Genomic DNA, 22189 nt, shown 5'->3' with positions numbered 1-22189 from the left:
ACCTAGCATACTATTTTAAATTTTAGGGACATACCCTCGTTACATATTTTTTGTACAAATAACTGTGGGGAAAAATTCATTTATCATTTTGCATGTTTTAACGCACTAACGATAATTAGCACCCAACCAGCTAAAAATAACACACCACCAATTGGTGTAATTGCCCCTAATACTTTAATGCCACTTACAGCTAACACATATAAACTTCCTGCAAAAAAAACAATACCTAAATTAAAGAAAATACCTGCTAACTTTAATTGTTTTACCTCACCTAGTAATTTAGAGCTCATTAAAAGACCGATGACTAGCAGACCTGTAGCATGGAACATTTGGTATTGCACAGCTGTTTCCCAAATGCTAAGACCGTATTCATCTACAACATCTTTTAATGCATGTGCACCAAATGCACCTAGTGCCACTGCTAAAAAGCCATGAAGTGCACCTGTGACAATAAATTTTTTCATCGTTATTTACCCTACCTTTTTTCTAATACTCAATTTTTTAGTCTAATGTTGCCAGCACTAATTAAAAATCAAAGATTGAATCACCATTTGCACCATCATCATGTTGGATTTTTGCGGTATATAAATTGGATGGCTTTTGTTCAGTAGCTAACATTTGCGGTATAGGTTTTGACTGAACATTGGAAGTTTCAATAGGTAAATCCAGCACTACATCGCATAATGCCCGAATAGCTGTCAGTGCTTCACGCATTTGCTGTTCATTCGTTGCATTTTTTACACTAGCTAATTGTTTTTCAAGCTGCTGTATGACAGCTTCATATGATATCATTGCGCTCTCTCACCTTCTGCTTTTGGCACGAATTTTAGGCAGTTCATACCAGACGATTGTTTAACAACAACTGATGGCATTTGCTTCGTTTTAAAGCCATATGCCACACAAGCACGCGGTGTTTGCGGGTCCCACGTTACTTTGAAATATTGACATTTAAAACAATTTACCTGCATCGCTGTGCCCCTCTTTCTTCTATTATAAACTGTACCATGATTTTTCTAGTGTATAAAGCAAACGATTTGTGCCACTTTATACTAAACACCAATCAATCGGTTGCTCTCCCCACGCCAGTAGTTGTGCATTGACTTGTGAATACGGTTTGCTACCAAAAAAGCCTCTATATGCACTTAATGGACTCGGATGTGGCGCTTCTAAGATGACATGTGGGGTTGCGTACTGATGAATTATTTGCTTTTTACGCTGCGCAGGCTTGCCCCATAGCACAAAGATAATTGGTTTTTGTCGTGCTGCAAGTTTATCAATAACCGTATCCGTAAACTGTTCCCAGCCTTGCTCCTTATGGGAGTGAGCTTGTCCTGCTCTTACTGTCAGCACTGTATTTAAAAGCATTACACCCTGCTCCGCCCATTTCGTCAAGGTGCCATGCTGTGGTATTGGACAACCAATATCATCTTGTAATTCCTGTAGCATATTGCGTAAGCTTGGTGGATGTGGGACATTGGGCTTTACAGAAAAGCTTAGACCATGCGCTTGATTCGGTCCATGGTACGGGTCTTGTCCTAAGATTACCACTTTTACATCATGATAAGCTGTGCAATAAAATGCATTCATAACATCATGCATTGGTGGATAAATGGTCTGTGTCGAATATTCATGGGCCACAAATTGACGTAAACGTTGATAATATGGTTTTTCTAATTCTTCTGCTAGTATTGTTTGCCAATCATTTGGGAATACTTCTTTCATTGAAATGCCCCTTTCTTTTATTTACAACGGTACAAAAAATAACGTGTTATTCAAGTTTCAATTGATACTGACCATATAAAAATATTGATTTCTGACTATTTTTACAGAATCAGATTAAGACTATACTAAACGGTAGATTAAACTATTCTTTCATGAAGGAGATCTTTCACATGGCTCTTAAAAAAACTTTAACAATCGCAGGTTCAGATACATCTGGCGGCGCAGGCATGCAAGCCGACCTTAAAACTTTCCAAGAACATGGCACATACGGGATGGTGGCATTAACAGTAGTTGTGACAATGGATCCAAATGGATGGACACATAATGTAACGCCATTGCCAACAGAGCTTCTTCAAAAACAAATTGATACAGCATTATCAACAGGCATTGATGCAGTAAAAACAGGTATGCTTTCGACTGAGGAGATTATTCGTATAGCTGGTGAGGCGATCGCCAAGTCTGGTACTTCAAATGTTGTGATTGATCCTGTTATGGTATGCAAAGGGGATGACGAGGTTTTAAACCCTGGCAACACTGACGCTATGATTCAGCACTTGCTACCGCTTGCTGCCGTGACAACACCAAACCTTTTTGAAGCTGGACAATTAGCTGGTACAGGTACACCAAAGTCAATTGATGAGATGAAAACAGCGGCCAAAAAAATTCATGAACTAGGTGCAAAAGCAGTTGTCATTAAAGGCGGAAAAGCATTAGCAACTGAAAAAGCAACAGACTTATTTTTTGATGGTGCAACATTCTACTTATTAGAATCAGAAAAAGTCGCTTCTACGTTTAACCACGGTGCAGGCTGTACATTCGCTGCCTCTGTGACAGCTAATCTTGCCAATGGACTATCTGTCAAAGAAGCTGTAATTGAAGCAAAAGAATTTGTATCGGCTGCCATCGCACATGGTTGGGCGTTAAATGATTATGTAGGACCAGTTATGCATGGTGCTAAGTCTCGATTTGGTGCTCCAGCAGTTACTGTAACTGAAATTTAATAAACCGTAAAAAAGAAAAAGAGGCTAGGGCAAAAGAGAAAAAGTGTTAGATTGATGGCGGTCAATCTAACACTTTTTTGCTGAGCAGGAGTCACCTCCTTCGCTACCAACAACTAGTGAACCCTTTTAATTTTTTATTTATTGCAAAAGCAACAATAACTAAGTTAGCTATGTTCTCCATATAGCAAAAATTTATGAACACTTTTCTTCTGTTCCTTAAATTTTTCTACTTATGTCCCAGCCACTTTTTTGCGTAAATCGGTAGACGCTTGCCGAAAGGTTTACCAGCGTTTTTTTCTAGCTTATCAGCGATTTTTGAGCTTTTACCGGCGTTTTCTCGTCGCTTACCCGCGAAGTACTGGCTTTTACCGGCGTTTCCCCTCTATTTACACTTTACATGTAATTTTCCATCAGTTCGAGCCGATAATCCCATGGATCATTCATGGATATAAAACTAGCTAATGCCTTGCTTTCTTTTTTGCGCTCAGCCCGCACTTTTGCTCTTTCAGAAGCAGTCTCGTGCAATTTTGTTTCCTCAACTGTTTCAGGTATAACGCGTGGTACTGCAGCAGGCCGATTTTGTTCATCTAGTGCTACAAAGGTTAATAAAGCAGTGGCTGCAACTTTACGTTCACCTGTTTTTAAATTTTCGGAGATGACTTTCACAAACACCTCCATCGAGGAAGTTCCAGTCCATGTTACATATGACTCAAAATAGACAGAATCTGTAGGACGAATCGGATGTAAGAAATCGACCGAATCGGTGGAAGCAGTGACACAATCTCTCCGACTATGCTTAGCAGCGGAAATTGATGCGACCTGATCAATATCGCTCATTAAACGACCACCAAAAAGAGTATTATGATTGTTTACATCATTCGGAAAAACACGACTTGTCCGCATAACCCTTGATTCCTTACAAAACTTATAATCTTTTATCACATCAATTCCCCCTATTACTTTTTTCTACTATAATGCAATATATTTCTAAAAAAAGCAATTAAATTATCTGAATATTACAATACTTTACATTTGCATAATAAAAGCGGACAAGATACCGTAGCACAACACATGCCATATATTAGCTGTATATGGGAGGGAGACGTATGAAAAAACATAAATCTGAGGAGACAACTGAAGAATCACGCTTGTTAGCTGGAGAAATAACATCTTCTAAAATGGAAGTAATCGCTTCAATTGTATTAACCCTCGGGTATTCACTATCCACCCTCGCAACAATATTAGCGTTACAAGAGGAAGAGGAAGATGCGCAATTACTCGCTTCCAATTCACAAGATCAAAATCAACAATTTAAACAAATGTGTAAACAACTACAAAATGTTAATAATCGTTTAGAATCCATTGAAAAGAAACTTAATCGTTTTTAAAAGAGACATATCTTACTCCCACACGCTCCGCGATTAACCTTAGGAAGCTTTAAGAGCAATCTGATTTTGATGCCCATTATTGCAAAAAAACCACAATTCTCCGTCATAAAAGAGAATTGTGGCTTTTTTACTATACTATGATAATGAGCTTTCATGTCTTCTTTGCACGCTACAGCCCTATACCAGATGGAGAAGGACGTCATCTATTGTACCAAGATAGAAATCGTTTTTGTCTAGCTTATATTCCCCTTCTGCATGGTGAACTGTCACTCTACGTGTGAAGAAGTCAAATATGCAACATCTTTTCGTATTGTGAAACCGCATACAAAATAAAACGACACTTTTTGTACAAATTTGCTTTCACACTTTATATATTGATACATCGCAATAACTTTTTCAAGAATTTTGCTTAAAGAAATAGCAAGGGAATTATAGCCATTTTCAATTCCTATTTCTATGCAATTTTCAAACACTCCACAAAAGAACCCAACATAAATTTGTCATAAAAAGGGCATTCAATTTCCCTTTATGACCTTTTTTGACTATACTTAATAAAGAAATAATCGAGAGGAGTGTTAAGATGCAAGAAGTACAAGTAGAGACGTTGCAGGAATTATTGAATTCTTTCGCCAACAAAGACGTTTATATTCATCTTGAGACGACAAACGGTTCTTACGCAGCACACTACGATGAAAAATTTTTTAATGCTGGGGCTTTTATTCGTAATGCCAAAATTAATTACGAACTGGCTAAAGTAGTGGATGACTCTCCACATCGTGTCGGTTTAAAAATGGCACATGGTTGGGTTTATGCTCAAGGTATTACACATTATGAATTAGATGATTTAGGCCGTTTGTTAATGGCTGGACTAGACTATTCAGGTAAATTGGCGATAGCACTGGAAATTAGCGAAACGCCATTTACTTATTAAGGGGGACGACTATTTGAATTTACAACCACAACGTCATATTTTAATTGTTTACCCTCACCCAGATGATGAGGCTTTTTCAGTTGCTGGAACGATTGCCTATTATACTAAAAAGATGAATACACCTGTTACATATGCCTGTTTAACATTAGGTGAAATGGGTCGTAATTTAGGAAATCCACCATTTGCTACGCGTGAATCGTTGCCAGAAATACGCCGCAAGGAGCTTGTCGCTGCTGCTGACGCTATGGGCATTCAAGATTTACGTATGCTAGGCTTACGCGATAAAACAATTGAATTTGAAGACGACGAAAAAATGGTCAAGCTTGTAGAAGGTTTAATTGAAGAATTAATGCCGTCGCTTATTTTTACTTTCCTTCCTGGCTTCGCGGTGCATCCTGACCATGAAGCAACTGCACGGGCCGTTGTAGAGGCTGTGCGTCGCATGCCTAAAGCAGCGCGACCTCAAATTTTTGGCTGCGCCTTTGCTAATGATACAATTGCTAAAAATGGTGAACCACATGTCGAAATCGACATCCGTGAAATGAAGATGGATAAAGTAAAGGCTTTACAAGCGCATGCTTCTCAAACTGGTTGGATGATGCAAGAAACAGAAAAACGCATTGATGACGGCGAGCCAATGAGCGAGAGCTGGCTGAATGTTGAAAAGTTCTACATTGTTAACCCTGATAATTATGTAAAATAATACAAAAAAGCGGTTGTAACCTTTTAAGGCACAACCGCTTTTATTTAGCTATTTTTAATTTATTAAACACATGGATAATCATCGTCAAACCAAAGGCAATGACTAAAATAATAAAAAATAAATAATGCGGTACATATATACCAAATACAGTCACTAACATTTTAAGCGCAATAATCCCAATTATGATAAATGCCGTCGCCTCAAGCTCTGGAATTTTTTCGATAATAATTAAAAATAATCCTGCAATTGTTCGCATCATTAATATACCAAGCATGCCGCCTATTAATAACACCCAAACCTGATCAGATATTGCAAAGGCAGCAAAAATGGAATCAACCGAAAACGCAATATCCATTAGCTCTACAGAAATAACAGTAGCCCAAAATACGCCAAATATCCGCACCATTATTCCAGACTTTTTTACTTCTTTGACACTGTCCTCTTGTCCTAGTTGTAAAAAATGCGCAATACTAATCCACCCTAAATACAACGCTCCCAACACTTTAATAAACCAAAACTCTACTAAATACACGCCAATTCCGATAAATAAAAAACGGAAAAAATAAGCCCCTAGCATACCATACATTAACGCCCGTTTACGTTGCTTATCGGGTAAATGTTTGACAAGTACCGCTAGTACGAGCGCATTATCTGCCGACAGTAATCCCTCAATGACAATGAGCGATGAAATTAATCCCCACGATACTGGATCTGCTAATACTTTTTTCCACATATCCCAATCGAAAAATTGCATATATGTAGATAGTATCCCATGAATAATGTCCAAATGCTTACCCCCTACTTGTCCTAAACTAATATATGCTCGGCGTTCTTCGTTATGAAAGTTTCTCCTTCTGTCATTTTTAAAAAATTTTTGATAATTCAATTTCTAGAAAACTCGAACAATAGACGTTTTTTCTCGAACATCATAAATTATGCTACTTCCATGTAATAAGATAAGAAAATGGACACCGAAAATTTAGAATTTACTAAAAATTTATAACAAAAATCGAAAAAAATATGCTATCATAGATGAATGTTTTACACGTAAAACGGAGGATGAATACTATGGAAGTTGCTGACACTAAAACAGTGCAAGTAGAGAGTATCTTAATTGCACATCACTTTTTAAAAGATGTAGTCGTGCATACGCCACTACAGAAAAACGATTATTTATCAGAGAAATACGGAGCTAATATTTATTTCAAACGTGAGGATTTACAGCATGTTCGCTCATTTAAACTTCGCGGTGCTTACTATAAAATTAAAAAAATCGAGGAAGAAGCACGCATTAACGGCGTTGTCTGTGCCAGTGCGGGAAATCATGCACAAGGTGTTGCTTATGCCTGCGCACAGTTAAAAATTCAAGCGAGCATCTTCATGCCTCAAACAACCCCAAAACAAAAAATCGACCAAGTGCGTATGTTTGGCCGTGATTACGCTGAAATTATTTTAGCAGGAGATACGTTTGATGATGCTGCTGAAAGTGCAATGGCCTACTGCGAAGAACAAAGTAAAATTTTTATCCACCCATTCGACGATTTTGACGTCATCGCTGGACAAGGCACAGTTGCTGTTGAAATTATGAATGACATGGAAGAACCAATCGACTATGTTTTCGGAAGTATTGGCGGCGGTGGATTAATGTCAGGTGTTTCAGCTTATGTGAAAAACCTTTCCCCAAACAGTAAAATTATCGGTGTAGAGCCAGCCGGTGCAGGCAGTATGAAAGCTGCATTTGCAGAAGGTGGCGCAGTGGCACTCGATTGGATTGACAAATTCGTTGACGGTGCTGCCGTAAAATGCGTCGGTCACCACACTTATGATGTTTGTCGCCGTTATTTAGACGATATCGTGCTTGTTCCCGAAGGAAAAGTATGTACAACCATATTAGATTTATACAATAAACACGCGATTATAGCTGAACCCGCTGGCGCATTATCAGTTGCTGCTCTTGACAGTTATAAAGAAGAGATTAAAGGCAAATCTGTTGTAGTTATTATTAGTGGTGGTAATAACGATATTGGGCGTATGCAAGAGATTAAAGAGAAATCTTTAATTCACGAAGGATTACTATACTACTTTATCGTAAGTTTCCCTCAACGTGCAGGTGCACTTCGTCAATTCCTAACAAGCGTCCTTGGACCAAATGATGATATTACAACTTTTGAATATACGAAGAAAAACAATAAAGAGAGTGGTCCTGCATTAGTGGGTATCGAGCTAGGCAATCGCGATGATTATGAAGGATTGTTAAAACGCATGAAAGAGTTTGGTTTCAACTACAAAGAAGTAAATAACGACATCCAATTATTTGGCCTACTCGTATAAAGTCTTTTAGGACTACTAAAAGGAAAATAGCGCACTAGAAATAGTTCTAGTACGCTATTTTTTATAAGTGCCAGGCACTCAAACAATTCTGAATTCTGACATAACGAAGCTCCCTAGATTATAGCATGGAATTATTAACAGTAGCATAGACCCACAAAACAAATAAGAACAATACGAGTCCTAGAATACAAAATCAAAATACAATTTTTCTTGCAAGAGAATCCTCTTTTAACCTAAAATCATATTTGTTTGCATTTTGATATTTCGGATCTATATAGCTAGACTTCTCATCACTTTTTGAGGCTTTTTGAAATTTAGGAAAAGATGTATATTCTTTCTCTTTCCATATCCAAATACCTGTTTCTCCTTTTTCTTTATGGAATACATTCTTTTGGAGTTTATTTTTTTGATTGGCTGTAAAATAGTTGGAGATAAAAATCCGCGATGGTCCAGCGGTTAAAACATTTCTTTCTATCACATTGTTTTTTGTATCATATTGTAATAATAGCTGTCCCCCATCTAGCCCCTTCGTGTCATTTCGATAAAGAATATTTTTAGAGATAGTAGAATTAATCGTACCTCCCCGATTTTCATCATACCCACCAATCGATATCCCAGTGTAAAAGTTTTCATAAATAATATTGTTTATTATTTTAATGTTATCAGCGTATTTTTTAGCATGCTCAGAAGTTGCTTCTATTCCAATATCACTTTTATAAACGGTATTCTTTTCAATGGTTATATTTTTGCCACCATCTACATAAATTCCGCCAGCAGCATAATCCTCCCCATAAGCTGGATTGCCATAAGAGGATATTTCATAAACTATATTATTCTTTACGATGCCATTCCGTACAAAGTCCTCTTTTTTATCATTTGAAATGCCTTCATAACCAATTAGGTCAATTCCGATATTATCACTACGGCGAACTATATTATTTTCTACTTTAAAAACGTCAATATTGCCATTTAGAACAAGAGATTCACTTGCCCCTAGTTTCAAGTCTTCCAACGTATTATTTGAAATATTTATATCTTTCATTGTGCCAGTCCCGTATATAGCAATCCCATGGCCATTCCCATCATCTGCATGGGTTTCAATGCGCTGCACATGATTATTGTCTAGTGTAATATGGCTACTAGAACCTGTTACATAAATCCCCATTATTGTTTCGCCTGCTAAATCAGTAGATAAATCCTGGATAGTTAGTCCACTGATGGTCACGTAATTTTTATTATTTATCACCACTAAGGCTACATCCTCTTCAACATCCTTCAAGTCCTTTCCACTCAGAACAACCTTTTCCTTGTTGTAGGCTTTAAATGTAATTGGCTTTGACTTGGTGCCACTATGTTTTACGACAAGTTTTTCATGATAATATCCTTTTCGTATGAGGACGGTAGTACCGGCGCTTGCTTCTAAAGCCGCTTTTTTTAATGTGCGAAATGGCTTTGATTTTGTACCAACATTATCATCATGTCCATTTGTCGCAACGTAAATAACTTGATCCTGCTTATTTTCATTATTGTTTAAAACAAAGACAATCACCATAGCAACTGCTACCAAGAGGATAAAATAAAATTTTTTCATTAAATCATTCCTTATTGAATATATTTCATAACTTAAATAATACAAGTAACAGGCACCAAAACAATTCAGAATTTTCACTAGCACAATAAAAAACGCCCATACCTATGTATGGACGTTTAATCATTAACCTAGCAATGCACGGTCAGAATTCATTTTTTCACCGCGAATGCGTTCGAATTCAGCCATTAAATCAGGAATTGTCAGTTCATGTTTGCGATCCTCGCCGACCTCCAAGATAATCTGACCTTTATCCATCATAATAAGACGGTTTCCTAAATCCAATGCTTGTTGCATATTGTGCGTGACCATTAGCGTCGTAAGATTGTCCTTTTCAACTAAATGCTTCGTAATACGCGTAATAAGCTCCGCACGCGAAGGGTCAAGCGCTGCGGTATGCTCATCTAGCAATAGAATGGATGGCTTCGTAAACGTAGCCATTAACAGTGATAATGCCTGACGCTCACCGCCCGAAAGCAAGCCAACCTTTGCGGATAAGCGACTTTCTAAGTTTAACCCTAGCATTTCTAATGATTCCTTAAAAAATTGTCGACGTTTCTTATCAACGCCAATACGTAGACCGCGACTTTTGTTTCTTGAATACGCAAGTGCTAAGTTTTCTTCAATCGTCATAGTCGGTGCTGTTCCCGCCATTGGGTCCTGAAACACGCGACCAATGAAATGAGACCGTTTATATTCTGGCAAACTTGTGACATTATTACCGTCTATTAATACGGAACCAAAGTCTGGTGTTAACGCACCAGAAATCATATTCATCATCGTAGATTTACCCGCACCATTACTGCCGATAATTGTAACAAAATCGCCTGGTTTTAAATGTAAGTTTATTTCAGCGAGTGCAATTTTCTCATCGGGTGTACCTTCATTAAAAATTTTATTAATGCCGTCTAATTTAAGCAAGGCCTTTTCCTCCCTGCTCTACCGTTTTCACTTGCGAACGTTCTGCTGCCCGTTTTGCTTTGCGCTTTCGCTCTTTGTTTTTTTCGACAAACTGAGGAACGACAAGCGCTAAAATAACAATAATAGCCGTAATGAGTTTCATATCACCTGAATCAAGGAAATCGACGCGCAATGCTAACGCTAAAATAATGCGGTAAATAATAGCACCAGCGATTACAGCCAATGTAGTACGCATAATTGTTTTTGTACCAAAGATGGCTTCCCCTATAATAACCGAAGCAAGACCGATAACAATCATACCGATCCCCATACTAACATCCGAAAACTTCGAATATTGTGCGATTAAAGCTCCAGAAAATGCGACAAGTGCATTCGAAAGACCAAGACCAAGAATAATAAGCGTATCTGTATTCGCAGAGAAACTACGAATCATACGTTTATTATCACCTGTTGCTCGAATAGCTAGCCCGACTTCTGTTTTTAAGAACCAGTCCGCAATAAATTTAATTAAAATCGTGATGAGTAAAACTACAATCAACGTACCCCAAGTTGACGGTACTTGCTGAATGCCGATGCTTTTTAATACGTTATTTAATGCCGCATCGATACCTAAATTACTCCAAAATGTTTGAAACTTTGAAAACAAGGTTTCAGAGTTTAATAATGGAATATTCGGACGACCTATCGTATTTTCTGCAGTTAACCCCATGATGCGTAAGTTAAGCGAATACAAGGCAATCATCATTAAAATCCCTGATAATAGCGGATTAATCTTCCCTTTTGTGTGAAGAATTCCTGTCATACATCCTGCAATAAATCCAGCAACAATTGCCACTAAAGTCGCTAAGATTGGGTGGTAGCCAAGCAGAATCATTGTTGCTGCCGTAGCCGCCCCTGTTACAAAGCTTCCATCAACCGTTAAATCCGGAAAGTCTAACACACGGAATGTTAAGTAAACACCGAGTGCCATAATTGCATAGATGATTCCTTGCTCCACTGAGCCAAATATTGCTGTAAACATTGTTGAATCATCTCCTAAAAATTATCGTATCAATTATACCGAGCCGTCATTGCGCCAAGATGTTATCTAGCTTGTTCAAAAGCTTCTCTTAAAATCTGTAAAATTTACTTGGAACTCAAATCTCTTATTGATAAACGTAAAGATTGTCTGCTTGAACAAGTTAAAATGAAGAGAAAGCGGGGATAGTTCTCCCCCGCTTCAGCTCAAATGTAACATGACATATGCATTATTTTTCTAAAAGCTCTGCGCCCCAAGAATCTTTAATTTCAATCCCTAATTCATCAGCAACTTTTTTGTTCACTACTAATTTTAAGTTTTGTGGATATTGAGCTGGTGTATCAGCAGGTGTTGCTTCACCCTTTAAGATTTTGACAGCCATTTGACCAGCTTCATAGCCGATATCATAGTACTCAAAGCCGTATGCAGCTAAGCCACCACGTTCTACAGAATCAAGCTCACCAACAATAAGCGGTAATTTATTTGCTTTTGCTACATCAATAACAGATTCTAATGCAGAAACAACTGTATTATCCGTAATAATATAAAAAGCCTCTACTTTACCAATTAACGATTCAGCCGCTTGTTTAACATCCGCTGAAGTTGCAGCTGAAGCCTCTTTTACTTCAAGACCTTGTTCAGCCATCACTTTTTTCACTTCTGTTACTTGTGCTACTGAATTTTGCTCACCAGCATTGTAAACCATACCGACGTTTTTAGCGCCAAGTTCTTTTAATAATGCTACCGTTTTAGAAATCGTATCAGGATGTAAATCAATTGTTCCCGTTACATTTTTCCCTGGTTTGTCCATCGACTCAATTAACTGAGCGCCCACTGCATCTGTCACAGAAGTAAAGATAATTGGAATATCGCCCGTTGCCGTAGCTGCTGCTTGTGCAGAAGGTGTAGAGTTAGCAAAAATTAAATCTACGTTTGCACTTACTAGGTTATTGGCAATTGTTGTATTTAAGCTGTTATCACCTTGTGCAATTTGTGCATCATATTCCACTTTTAAGCCAGAATCCTCAATCGCTTTTTTGAACCCTTCTGTTGCAGCATTTAAAGATGGATGCTCTACAATTTGAGTAATCCCGATTTTATATGTTTTTTGATCTACACTACCGCTCTCACTTGCACTATTTTTTTCGTCACCTTTTGCATCTGATGAACTAGAACTACCGCTACCACAAGCAGCAAGCAATAATAATAATCCAAATAATAGGAACGAAAGCTGTTTCATATTGCGCTTCACAAATAATCCCCCCGACTAATACTCTATTATCTATCACACTTCACTCGAGCAAAGTGTGAATGTATCGCTATATTATCGTTATTATCGCTATTCGTCAACAACATTATGAATGTTCTGACTTTTAAATTTGACAAAATATTTTACTTTTTCACTTAATTTGTCGCTTTAAACCGCTAAACTACTACATTTCTTAATTTATAATTCTTTTGTAATATAATAATAATTGTATGGCAATTTTTCGAAAGTTAAAGGTTGCCTTCATAATCCAAAAATCGATAAGAGCATAATAGAATTTGGGACAAAAGAGAAAAGCGTTAAATTGACCGCAGTCAATCTAACGCTTTTTTACTATATCGTTGATGTCCACTTCGGATGGTGCTTTCCGGGGGCACACCGTAAGCAGCAAGGATGAGAGGTGTCCTCATCTTGCATTGAGTGCACGTCTTGCCTTCACTGCGCCATTTAATTAACTACTTACAGATTCAATAGTAGCAAAAATTCGCGAGTAAACATCTTGAATATTCTGTTTCTTTTCCAACTTATATCTCCATGTATGTTCTTTAATTTTCTCATCAGTTCCTAAATCGAGAAACCCTGTTGCGAAATTAGCAGGGTCAACATCAATAATATCATCATACTGAACACCTTCATTGACAAATGGTACATGTACTTTAGTCGATTGCATAAAAAATGTAGGAATTTTTAACGACCTATAAGCAGCTACATATTGGTCATCATCTGCTTCATGTAAAAATTCTTTCATAATCATAATGGCATCTAGCTCTTTAGATAGGGATTCCGTATTATTTTTTAACTTCTCAAAAGTAATATCTTGAAAATCTATATTTTCTTCCCTTACTTCTGGAATCGCCCCAATTACCCCAATTTTTAAATCCCGCCCTTGGTAAATGCCAAATTCTGTATTGTTACACCCAACGAGACAGATTAAAACCCAGATAAGCAAAGATGCAATTTTCTTCAAACGACATCCCTCCAGTTACGGATAATATCATTTTACTTTATCCTATCTAATAACCTAACACATCCCGTTTTGTCCTTAAGATTGTTAACGATGCATAATAATTACTAGTTGAGGCAACTGAATAAGTAGCACTAAAAACTGTAGTGACTCCAGCAGTGCCTGTATGTGTAGTTGATGTAGATTCATAAAAATTTCCATTCACTGTATAATAAAAGTGACCATTGTATAATTCAACTACTATTGTACCTTGAAAAGATATTGGGTTTGCACGAAACTCTTGAAGAAGTGGTTTCGTATTTGTATCTATATATTGCGCACCACCACGGCACACATTCACATACACAAGAAGAATTGGTTTATATGATCTATTTGGAATTGTTACTGGTGTACTTGTAGCTAACCATCCACAAGACGGATTTGATGTAACAGACCTTGCTCTTGGCTTAGCTTGTGCTAAACTATCTGACATTGCCTGGTAAGCTTCGTCTAAAGAAACACCTTTTATTTCTGCATAATGTTCAGCTACTTGTTCATCAGTTAGTTCTATCGTAAATTCTTCACCTGAGTTTAAGATTGCATCCAACTCTTCCTCACTCATATTTTTCCCATCTAATATTTTAATTATGTTTGAATTAGTTTCATCATTAGCCTTTACATCCGAATCAACTAATGGAAAAAAAATCAAAAGAAATAGTGTGAGTTTAAGTATCCTCATCATGCTTTGCACCCCTTTTTCCTTTTCAAATTCATCTTAAAATTATTAAGTCCTCTGAATGGTTGCTATAGCAAATTTGAATATACTCGAGTTAATTTAATTTTATCGAGAACAGTACCGACATTTCAACCGACATTTTTTCTGTCGGTACACCCGTTCTTTATCCTTAAAAACAGGAAATTTTTACATCCCACACAAAAGATGAAATACTACGAATATTCGTGCTATATCTATTTTTCATAGAGCTATTTACAAACCCGCACCATTACTGCTATGATTGCACTTGCTTTACGTGGTTCGTAACCATCCCACGAAAAAAAACTAAGGAGAAATGAATATGAAAGTGAAATTTTTAGCAGCAAGTGGCATTATTGCCGCGCTCTATATTGCTGTTACAATGCTCGTCGCACCATTTGGTTTTACAGAGGTGCAATTCCGCGTATCGGAAATTTTTAATCATTTAGTTGCCTTTAACCCTCGCTTTGCCGTTGGGATTATTATGGGTGTGTTTATTTCAAATCTATTTTCACCACTTGGTGCCTATGATTTAGTGTTTGGCGTTGGACAGACAATGATTACGCTTGGCTTGTTAATTGTGATTTGTAAATTTGTCCAAAATATATGGGCGCGTTTAATCATAAACACATTTTTATTTACATCCACAATGTTTATCATTGCCTTCGAGCTGAACTTAGCATTAGAATTACCATTCCTGTGGACATGGTTAACTGTCGCAGCCGGTGAATTTGTTGTATTAGCAGTCGGTGCACCGATTATGTATATGCTCAACAAGCGCCTAAATTTCAAAAATATGATTTAATAGACGAGTCTTTTCGATTCGTCTTTTTTTACTTTCGGGCGCACTCCCCCTGCTTTTCCTCTTACAATTAAGGCTACAAAAGTATTTTTTCTTTTTCTTGACACTATTCTGAAAATATATTAAAATTTTTCAATAATAAATGTGTAGAAGAAGAGGAGTAGCAAGCAATCGTACTTTTAGAGAGCTGATGGTTGGTGCAAATCAGTAGTATGGACTTGTGAATGGACTTCGGAGCAGCCTTACTAAAATAAGGTCGAACTAACTCCCCGTTACAGGAGTACAAGCGCGCATTTTTGCGAATAAAGGTGGCACCACGGTTACTCGTCCTTTTTATAGAGGATTGGAGTGACCTTTTTTTATGGAAAATTTAGAATAGAGGAGTCGAGAACAGATGGGTACAGCAGTAGAGCAAAAAGGATATTTTGGTGAATTTGGAGGCAGCTTCGTTCCTGAAGAGCTTCAAAATGTATTAAATATTTTAGATGAGAACTTCCAAAAATATAAAGATGATGAAGCGTTTAATCAAGAACTAGACTATTATTTCCGTGAATATATTGGCCGAAAATCGCCACTGTATTTTGCAGAAAATTTAACGAAGCAACTTGGCGGCGCTAAAATTTATTTAAAGCGTGAAGATTTAAATCATACTGGTTCACATAAAATCAATAATGTACTAGGTCAAATTTTACTTGCAAAACGCATGGGCGCTAATCGTGTTATTGCTGAGACGGGCGCAGGTCAACACGGTGTTGCAACAGCAACTGCTTGCGCTATGTTTGGCATGGATTGCACAGTCTACATGGGACTAGAAGATACAAAACGACAAGCATTAAATGTATTCCGTATGGAGTTATTAGGTGCTAAAGTTGTTGCCGTTGATAAAGGCCAAGGTCGTCTGAAAGATGCCGTAGACGAAGCATTTGCTGATTTAGTAGAAAACTATGAAACAACTTTCTATTTATTAGGCTCTGCAGTAGGACCGCATCCATTCCCTTCGATGGTGAAACATTTCCAATCAGTGATTAGCCGTGAGAGTCGTGAGCAAATTTTAGAAAAAGAAGGCAAACTCCCTACAGCAGTTCTTGCATGTGTCGGTGGCGGTAGTAATGCAATCGGTGCATTTGCAGAATATATCGCCGATGAAGGCGTTCGTTTAATCGGTATCGAACCAGAAAAAGCAGCAACATTAAATGAAGGTACTCCTGGTGAATTGCATGGTTTTAAATGTTTAGTATTGCAAGATGCACAAGGTAATCCATTACCAACATATTCAATTGCAGCTGGTCTTGACTACCCTGGGGCTGGCCCTGAACATAGTTATTTAAAAACAATTGGCCGCGCTGAATATGTAATCGTATCAAATGACGAAGTGCTAGAAGCATTCCAAGTACTTTCAAAAGTGGAGGGAATTATCCCCGCGCTAGAGAGCTCGCATGCTGTAGCACACGCTATAAAATTAGCACCAACACTATCACCTGACGAAAGTATTATTATTAATATCTCAGGTCGTGGAGATAAAGACGTTGAACAAGTATTCAATATGTTAAAAAATAAAGCTACACTATAAATTACTTTTTTACATTCAGATGCGTTCCGCGGGCACATGGCAAGCCACAACTCGCATCATATCGATAAAAAAGACAAAGCAGGCTTGGACAAAAGAGAAAGTGTTAGATTGATGGCAGTCAATCTAACACTTTTTTGCTGCGCAGTTGTTGTCCGCTTCGGCGGTGCGTCCCGCTCAGCACAGTAATCCGCAACCCTCGCTAATGCGCGGAATGACAGCGTCTTACGGTGTGTGCGTTCTAAGCAGGAGTCACCGCCTTCGTTACCAACAACTAGTGAACACTTCTAATTTTTTATTTTTGCAAAAGCAAGAATGGCTAAGTTCCCATAATAGCAAAAATTTACAAACACCTTTCCTCTGTTCCTTAATTTTTTTTAGTTATGTCCCAGCCTGTTTTTCAATTACACAAGCGTATTTAGCTTCGGATAAATTTCCGCTACATTGTCACGTAACTTAGCTTTTAAGAACTTTCCTACAGATGTTTTTGGGATTTCATCTAAAAAGACAATATCGTCTGGCACCCACCATTTCGCAAATTGACTTTCTAGAAATGCTAGCAATTCTTCTTCCGTTGCTGCCATCCCTTCCTTTAAAACGACACAGGCTAGTGGACGTTCTTGCCATTTGGCATGTGGAATTGCAATAACTGCTGCTTCAAATATAGCATCATGCGTCATTAGTGCATTTTCCAAATCTACAGAAGAAATCCACTCACCACCAGATTTAATTAAGTCTTTTGTTCGGTCAGTAATTTTAATAAAGCCGTCCGCCGTACGAACCGCAATATCTCCTGTAAATAACCAGCCATCTCGATAGGCATCTTTTGTACGCTCATCTCGATAATATTCATGTGAAATCCACGGACCACGTAAACGTAATTCGCCCATGGTCTCACCATCCCATGGCACTTCTCCATGATCATTAATAATACTTGACTCAATCCCAGCCATTGTCATTCCTTGCGTAGCACGAGCTTCAATACGTTTTTCAATCGGCCATTCTTCCATCCATGACATATAATTTGATAACGCAACGATTGGCGTTGTCTCCGTCATCCCATAAACAACGATGTATGGAATACCGTATTTTTCTTCAAACGTACGGATTAAACGTGTTGGTGAAGCTGAACCACCACAACAAATCGCGCGAAGCGAACTGATATCTCGCTCACGCTTCTCCTGCTCTTGTAATGCTCCAATCCAAATGGTCGGCACACCTGCAGTCAATGTCACCTTTTCTTGCTCCACTAAATCTAAAATCAAATCAGAAGTAAATTGAGGCCCTGGCAGTACTTGGGTTGCACCGACATTGACACTTGCAAATGGCAACCCCCAAGCATTTGCATGAAACATTGGCACAATTGGCATCACAACATCGCGCTCTGAAATACCCATGGAGTCGGACATACTTAGCATCATACTGTGTAACACTAAGCCACGATGTGAATAAACCACCCCTTTTGGATTTCCTGTTGTGGCACTTGTATAACACATACCAGCAGGTGCTTCTTCCTCTAAATCATCTGGAAATTCGAAGTTTTCATCTGCAGCAGCTAATAATTCTTCATAGGATAAAGCATTCGGTAACGTTGTCTCTGGTAACGTCTCTTCATCAGTCATAATAATATAATGTTTTACTGTTTTTAACTCACTAGCAATATTTTCTATGATAGGGAGCAAATCAACATCAATCATTAAAATCTCATCCTCGGCATGGTTAATGATATAAATTAAATGCTCTTCAGATAAGCGAATATTCACCATATGCAAAATGGCACCAGAACATGGCACTGCAAAATACGCCTCTAAGTGGCGATGCTGATTCCACGCGAAGGAACCAATCTTTTTCCCCTTTTCCATCCCCAGCTTTGTCAGCGCATCTGCTAAACGACGCGTCCTTTTCGCCCATTCTCCATATGTTAAACGGTGAATTTTATGTGCACTTGTACGCGACACGATTGTCTTTCTAGCGAAGTAACTCTCAGCTCGCTTAAAAAAGTTTGTTAATACTAATGGTGTTTGCATCATTTTACATCCATCCCTTCTTCTAAGTGAATTCCCCCAAACACTTGTAGAACATCTATGTATTCTTTAACAGAATACTATTAATATTCTGAATATGATTATATTAGAAAATTAATCATTATGCTATATATTCCAAAAATTTTCTTTTTTATACTCTGTTTTTCTATCCTGTTTTTTATTGAATAGTGCCACGTCAACAAAAAACAGGTAAAGAAAAACAATGTCGTTTCTCTTTACCTGCGTTAATTTATTTTCATTTGAAAAAGCTTTTATTTTTATGAAATAGCCTTCTTTTGCAGTTTAATTTTTAATTTCTCCAACATATCGATAGTCATCTTGGCTAAATCATATTCTGCTTTAAAGCCCCATTCATTTTTGGCTGCATCAACATTGATAGAATTTGGCCAACTATCCGCAATTGCTTGACGAATCGGATCGACGTTATAATCCATTCGGAAATGTGGCAAATGTTTTTTAATTTCGGCTGCAATTTGTGATGGTTCAAAGCTCATCGCAGTAATATTAAATGCATTGCGATGAATTAGTTTACTACTATCAGCCTCCATTAAATCCACAATCGCTTGTAACGCATCTGGCATATACATCATATCCATATACGTTCCTTCTTGAATATATGATGTATACTTCCCTTGTTCAATCGCTTCATAGAAGATTTCTACGGCATAATCCGTTGTACCACCGCCAGGAGGCGTTACATAAGAAATCAATCCTGGGAAGCGTACACCACGTGTATCTACCCCAAAACGATTGAAATAATAGTCACATAATAATTCTCCCGCGACTTTATTTACACCATACATCGTTGTTGGACGCTGTAATGTATCTTGTGGCGTATCATCCTTAGGTGTTGTTGGACCGAATGCACCAATAGAACTCGGCGTGAAAAATTGTAACTTCAACTCACGCGACACTTCTAATGCATTCATTAAACCACCCATGTTTAAATTCCAAGCAAGCAATGGATTTCTTTCTGCAGTTGCAGATAGTAGTGCAGCTAAATGCATCATCGTATCTGCACCAAAATCCTTAGCTAAATCATGCATCCTTTGTCCATCCGTCACGTCCAGCACTTCGAATGGCCCCTTTGTATGTTCAAGCTTTCGTATATCTGTAGCTAACACATTGTCCTCTCCATAAATACTACGAAGTTTTTCTACTAGCTCAGAGCCTATTTGACCAAGAGCACCTGTAACCATAATCTTTTCCATTTCTCCAAACCTCCACATATGAACAATTGTACTTCTCAGGAGTACAATATTTTATACTGAAACATTGATTTAATAACACTTCTGATGCATTTCATTATAATGTGTTCATATAAAAAATACAACAACAATCTATACGAGTTTCAAAAAAGGACGTAAATTTCCTTGTTATCAGTATATGGTTTTTGATAAATCTTGTGCTGTCTCACAACACAAAAATACATTTGTACTTTCTAAAAATACAATAATCTATTTTTCATAAAAAAAGAACCTCTTTACACATACATAAAGAGGTTCAACTTTTTTTCTTGTTCCATTAAATTGAAAAACGTTTAACAGCAATTTGCAACACCTTTGAAACTTTTCGTAATTCTTTAATCGTATGATGAAATTGTTGCTGTGCATTTAATTGATCTGTCGTTAACTTCGCTACATGTTTAGTCGAGGCTGCATTCGTATCTGAAAGAGCTGTTAACATACCTGCATCTTCGTTAACCTTCTTTGTATGTTCAGCTATATCTTGCACTGTCGTCGATACTTCTACAATATATGGCTGAATGATATTGACCTTTTCTAATATTTGATCGAAGCTTGTTGCAGTTTCTGACGTTACATTTACACCTTTTTCTGTAGCACTTAGTACACCTTCCATCATCTTTACAGCGTAGTGAGAATCGGTTTGGATATTTTGTACAATGGACGTAATTGTTTGAGTTGAATGTACTGTTTGCTCAGCTAGTTTACGTACTTCGTTGGCGACGATGGCAAACCCTTGTCCGTGTTCGCCAGCTCTCGCCGCTTCGATGGACGCATTTAGCGCCAGTAAATTGGTTTGGGCAGTTATTTTTTCAATCACTTCAACCATATGGTCGATTGTAGAGGCTCTTTCCACTAGTTTAAAAATAGCTATATTTGATTTTTCAACAGCGCGCTTTATGGCTTGAATTTGGGTTAAATTCGCCTGTACAATATCTGTACCACTTTCTGCTTCACGGGCAGTCTCATGTGCAAAGCTCTCTACAAGCTGCACTTTTTCTAAGACAATCTGTACACCGTTTAATACTTCTTCTAATGAGGCAGAATTGGACGCTAATTTACTAGTAGATGCAGTGGTCAAATCTGCAATACTTTGCACATCCTTTGCTATTTTTACTGTAGCTGTAGAAGATCGCTCCGAGGATTCTTGTAAATTTTCCGTCATTCCTGCAACCTCTTGCGCACTATTTGTAACCGTATGTAACAATCGCTTTACTTCTGTTGCCATCTGATTATATGACAATACAACTTCTCCAAGCTCATCATGCGCCACATAGCTCGCATTGGCTGTAAAATCACCTTGTTCTGCACGTTTTAATAGTGATTTCAATTGACGTGTCGGTACATTAACAGCCTTCGTTGCGATGAAACCAATGAAAACGACTAATAGTACGACAAATGTACAAACACTCCCCAATAACCAATAACCAAATTGCACATCCTTTTGGTACGCTTGTTGCTGTTCATCAGCTCTTTGAACTAAATAACTCTGCGTCTCTTCTAAAATTGCATGGCTTTGTTGGCTAACCGGTAAATAGGACTGCTCATAAAACTGCTGACGTTTTTGCGTATTTAACTGTTGATAACTTTCAACTAATTCTATCTGCTGTGAGAATACCGAATTATACTTCTTTACTTGATGATTCATTTTTTTATCAATTACTATTTTTTCTAAATTACTTAAAGGCTGTTCAATATTTTTTAGTATAGCTGCCATCTCTTGATATTCGCCACCTGAATCCATTAAATAATCCAAGTGTCGTTGCGCTTCCTCAAGCTCATTAAGCCATCCAATCGGTACAAGTGCCTCGGTATAACTTTCGCTTGCATGCCATGACATTTTCCGTAAATAATCCACACTAAATATACCTAGTAGGACATTCGATAGTACACAAACAATCATGAGTACAAGCAGCTTATCTTTTACCTTAATATAACGAAAAAAATGCATTATTTTCGGCTCC

22 protein-coding genes, 1 riboswitch and 1 other annotated feature are annotated in these 22189 nt (G+C 37.7%); of the genes, 7 read left to right on the top strand and 15 right to left on the bottom strand.

All coding sequences use genetic code 11. The features are described from left to right. Positions 1 to 83: 83 nt before the first annotated feature. The 4 genes from T479_RS02345 to T479_RS02330 form a co-directional block, all read right to left on the bottom strand. On the bottom strand, positions 84 to 464 hold the full coding sequence (locus T479_RS02345; protein WP_024362834.1) for a DUF423 domain-containing protein: 381 nt from the start codon (positions 462 to 464) through the stop codon (positions 84 to 86). Between the two features lie 61 nt (positions 465 to 525). Then, complete coding sequence (locus T479_RS02340) at positions 526 to 792, bottom strand: YwdI family protein (RefSeq protein ID WP_024362833.1); 267 nt, start codon at positions 790 to 792, stop codon at positions 526 to 528. Beyond that, the gene (locus T479_RS02335; protein WP_024362832.1) at positions 789 to 968 is read right to left on the bottom strand and encodes a hypothetical protein; all 180 of its coding nucleotides are present in this window, start codon (positions 966 to 968) and stop codon (positions 789 to 791) included. Before T479_RS02335 ends, T479_RS02340 begins: the two co-directional genes overlap by 4 nt. Positions 969 to 1044: 76 nt before the next feature. After that, positions 1045 to 1722 carry a uracil-DNA glycosylase gene (locus tag T479_RS02330; protein WP_024362831.1) on the bottom strand — a complete coding sequence of 226 codons (678 nt, stop codon included), beginning with the start codon at positions 1720 to 1722 and terminating at the stop codon, positions 1045 to 1047. A 170-nt stretch (positions 1723 to 1892) separates the two neighbouring features. Between T479_RS02330 and thiD the strand changes: the two genes are divergently transcribed. Then, positions 1893 to 2723 carry a bifunctional hydroxymethylpyrimidine kinase/phosphomethylpyrimidine kinase gene (thiD, locus tag T479_RS02325; protein WP_024362830.1) on the top strand — a complete coding sequence of 277 codons (831 nt, stop codon included), beginning with the start codon at positions 1893 to 1895 and terminating at the stop codon, positions 2721 to 2723. A 393-nt stretch (positions 2724 to 3116) separates the two neighbouring features. On the opposite strand, the gene T479_RS02320 is transcribed toward thiD, so the two are convergent. Further along, positions 3117 to 3626: an acyl-CoA thioesterase gene (locus T479_RS02320; RefSeq protein ID WP_227665405.1), complete on the bottom strand. Its 510-nt coding sequence runs from the start codon at positions 3624 to 3626 to the stop codon at positions 3117 to 3119. 203 nt (positions 3627 to 3829) lie between these two features. Between T479_RS02320 and T479_RS02315 the strand changes: the two genes are divergently transcribed. The 3 genes from T479_RS02315 (at position 3830) to bshB2 (ending at position 5745) form a co-directional block, all read left to right on the top strand. Continuing rightward, positions 3830 to 4111: a hypothetical protein gene (locus T479_RS02315; protein ID WP_024362828.1), complete on the top strand. Its 282-nt coding sequence runs from the start codon at positions 3830 to 3832 to the stop codon at positions 4109 to 4111. A 580-nt stretch (positions 4112 to 4691) separates the two neighbouring features. Then, positions 4692 to 5042: a YojF family protein gene (locus T479_RS02310; protein ID WP_024362827.1), complete on the top strand. Its 351-nt coding sequence runs from the start codon at positions 4692 to 4694 to the stop codon at positions 5040 to 5042. Positions 5043 to 5055: 13 nt separating this feature from the next. After that, the gene (gene bshB2, locus T479_RS02305; protein WP_024362826.1) at positions 5056 to 5745 is read left to right on the top strand and encodes a bacillithiol biosynthesis deacetylase BshB2; all 690 of its coding nucleotides are present in this window, start codon (positions 5056 to 5058) and stop codon (positions 5743 to 5745) included. Between the two features lie 40 nt (positions 5746 to 5785). On the opposite strand, the gene T479_RS02300 is transcribed toward bshB2, so the two are convergent. After that, positions 5786 to 6532, bottom strand: a complete 747-nt coding sequence (locus tag T479_RS02300; protein ID WP_025218555.1) for a MeeY/MeeF family manganese export membrane protein — start codon at positions 6530 to 6532, stop codon at positions 5786 to 5788. A 281-nt stretch (positions 6533 to 6813) separates the two neighbouring features. Between T479_RS02300 and ilvA the strand changes: the two genes are divergently transcribed. Further along, positions 6814 to 8076: a threonine ammonia-lyase IlvA gene (ilvA, locus tag T479_RS02295; protein WP_025218554.1), complete on the top strand. Its 1263-nt coding sequence runs from the start codon at positions 6814 to 6816 to the stop codon at positions 8074 to 8076. 193 nt (positions 8077 to 8269) lie between these two features. On the opposite strand, the gene T479_RS02290 is transcribed toward ilvA, so the two are convergent. The 6 genes from T479_RS02290 to T479_RS02265 all read right to left on the bottom strand — a co-directional run bounded on the left by T479_RS02290 (position 8270) and on the right by T479_RS02265 (position 14555). Then, on the bottom strand, positions 8270 to 9667 hold the full coding sequence (locus T479_RS02290) for a right-handed parallel beta-helix repeat-containing protein (protein WP_025218553.1): 1398 nt from the start codon (positions 9665 to 9667) through the stop codon (positions 8270 to 8272). 123 nt (positions 9668 to 9790) lie between these two features. Beyond that, positions 9791 to 10585, bottom strand: coding sequence for an ABC transporter ATP-binding protein (locus tag T479_RS02285; protein ID WP_024362822.1), 795 nt, complete (start codon positions 10583 to 10585; stop codon positions 9791 to 9793). Beyond that, positions 10578 to 11606 carry an ABC transporter permease gene (locus T479_RS02280; RefSeq protein ID WP_024362821.1) on the bottom strand — a complete coding sequence of 343 codons (1029 nt, stop codon included), beginning with the start codon at positions 11604 to 11606 and terminating at the stop codon, positions 10578 to 10580. The genes T479_RS02285 and T479_RS02280 overlap by 8 nt, the downstream gene beginning before the upstream one ends. Positions 11607 to 11832: 226 nt before the next feature. Further along, on the bottom strand, positions 11833 to 12855 hold the full coding sequence (locus T479_RS02275; protein WP_025218552.1) for an ABC transporter substrate-binding protein: 1023 nt from the start codon (positions 12853 to 12855) through the stop codon (positions 11833 to 11835). Positions 12856 to 13321: 466 nt separating this feature from the next. Then, complete coding sequence (locus T479_RS02270; protein WP_024362819.1) at positions 13322 to 13837, bottom strand: hypothetical protein; 516 nt, start codon at positions 13835 to 13837, stop codon at positions 13322 to 13324. 46 nt (positions 13838 to 13883) lie between these two features. Next, positions 13884 to 14555: a hypothetical protein gene (locus T479_RS02265; protein WP_025218551.1), complete on the bottom strand. Its 672-nt coding sequence runs from the start codon at positions 14553 to 14555 to the stop codon at positions 13884 to 13886. A 283-nt stretch (positions 14556 to 14838) separates the two neighbouring features. Further along, a riboswitch (PreQ1 riboswitch) is annotated at positions 14839 to 14883 on the top strand. A gap of 6 nt (positions 14884 to 14889) precedes the next feature. Between T479_RS02265 and T479_RS02260 the strand changes: the two genes are divergently transcribed. After that, positions 14890 to 15372, top strand: coding sequence for a QueT transporter family protein (locus T479_RS02260; protein ID WP_024362817.1), 483 nt, complete (start codon positions 14890 to 14892; stop codon positions 15370 to 15372). Between the two features lie 135 nt (positions 15373 to 15507). After that, positions 15508 to 15704 (top strand) — a binding site (T-box leader). 59 nt (positions 15705 to 15763) lie between these two features. Continuing rightward, complete coding sequence (gene trpB / locus T479_RS02255) at positions 15764 to 16939, top strand: tryptophan synthase subunit beta (protein ID WP_025218550.1); 1176 nt, start codon at positions 15764 to 15766, stop codon at positions 16937 to 16939. Positions 16940 to 17340: 401 nt separating this feature from the next. On the opposite strand, the gene T479_RS02250 is transcribed toward trpB, so the two are convergent. From T479_RS02250 to T479_RS02240, 3 genes are all read right to left on the bottom strand, one after another. Further along, positions 17341 to 18966, bottom strand: a complete 1626-nt coding sequence (locus tag T479_RS02250; RefSeq protein ID WP_025218549.1) for a long-chain fatty acid--CoA ligase — start codon at positions 18964 to 18966, stop codon at positions 17341 to 17343. A 272-nt stretch (positions 18967 to 19238) separates the two neighbouring features. Beyond that, complete coding sequence (locus T479_RS02245; RefSeq protein WP_025218548.1) at positions 19239 to 20192, bottom strand: L-threonine 3-dehydrogenase; 954 nt, start codon at positions 20190 to 20192, stop codon at positions 19239 to 19241. A 313-nt stretch (positions 20193 to 20505) separates the two neighbouring features. Then, entirely contained in the window at positions 20506 to 22176 is a 1671-nt protein-coding gene (locus T479_RS02240) for a HAMP domain-containing methyl-accepting chemotaxis protein (RefSeq protein ID WP_024362813.1), read from the bottom strand. Positions 22177 to 22189 lie beyond the last annotated feature (13 nt).

The sequence above is a fragment of the Lysinibacillus sphaericus genome, from assembly GCF_000600105.1.
Classification (GTDB): Bacteria; Bacillota; Bacilli; order Bacillales_A; family Planococcaceae; genus Lysinibacillus; species Lysinibacillus sphaericus.
This window is presented reverse-complemented; position numbering and strand designations above follow the sequence as displayed.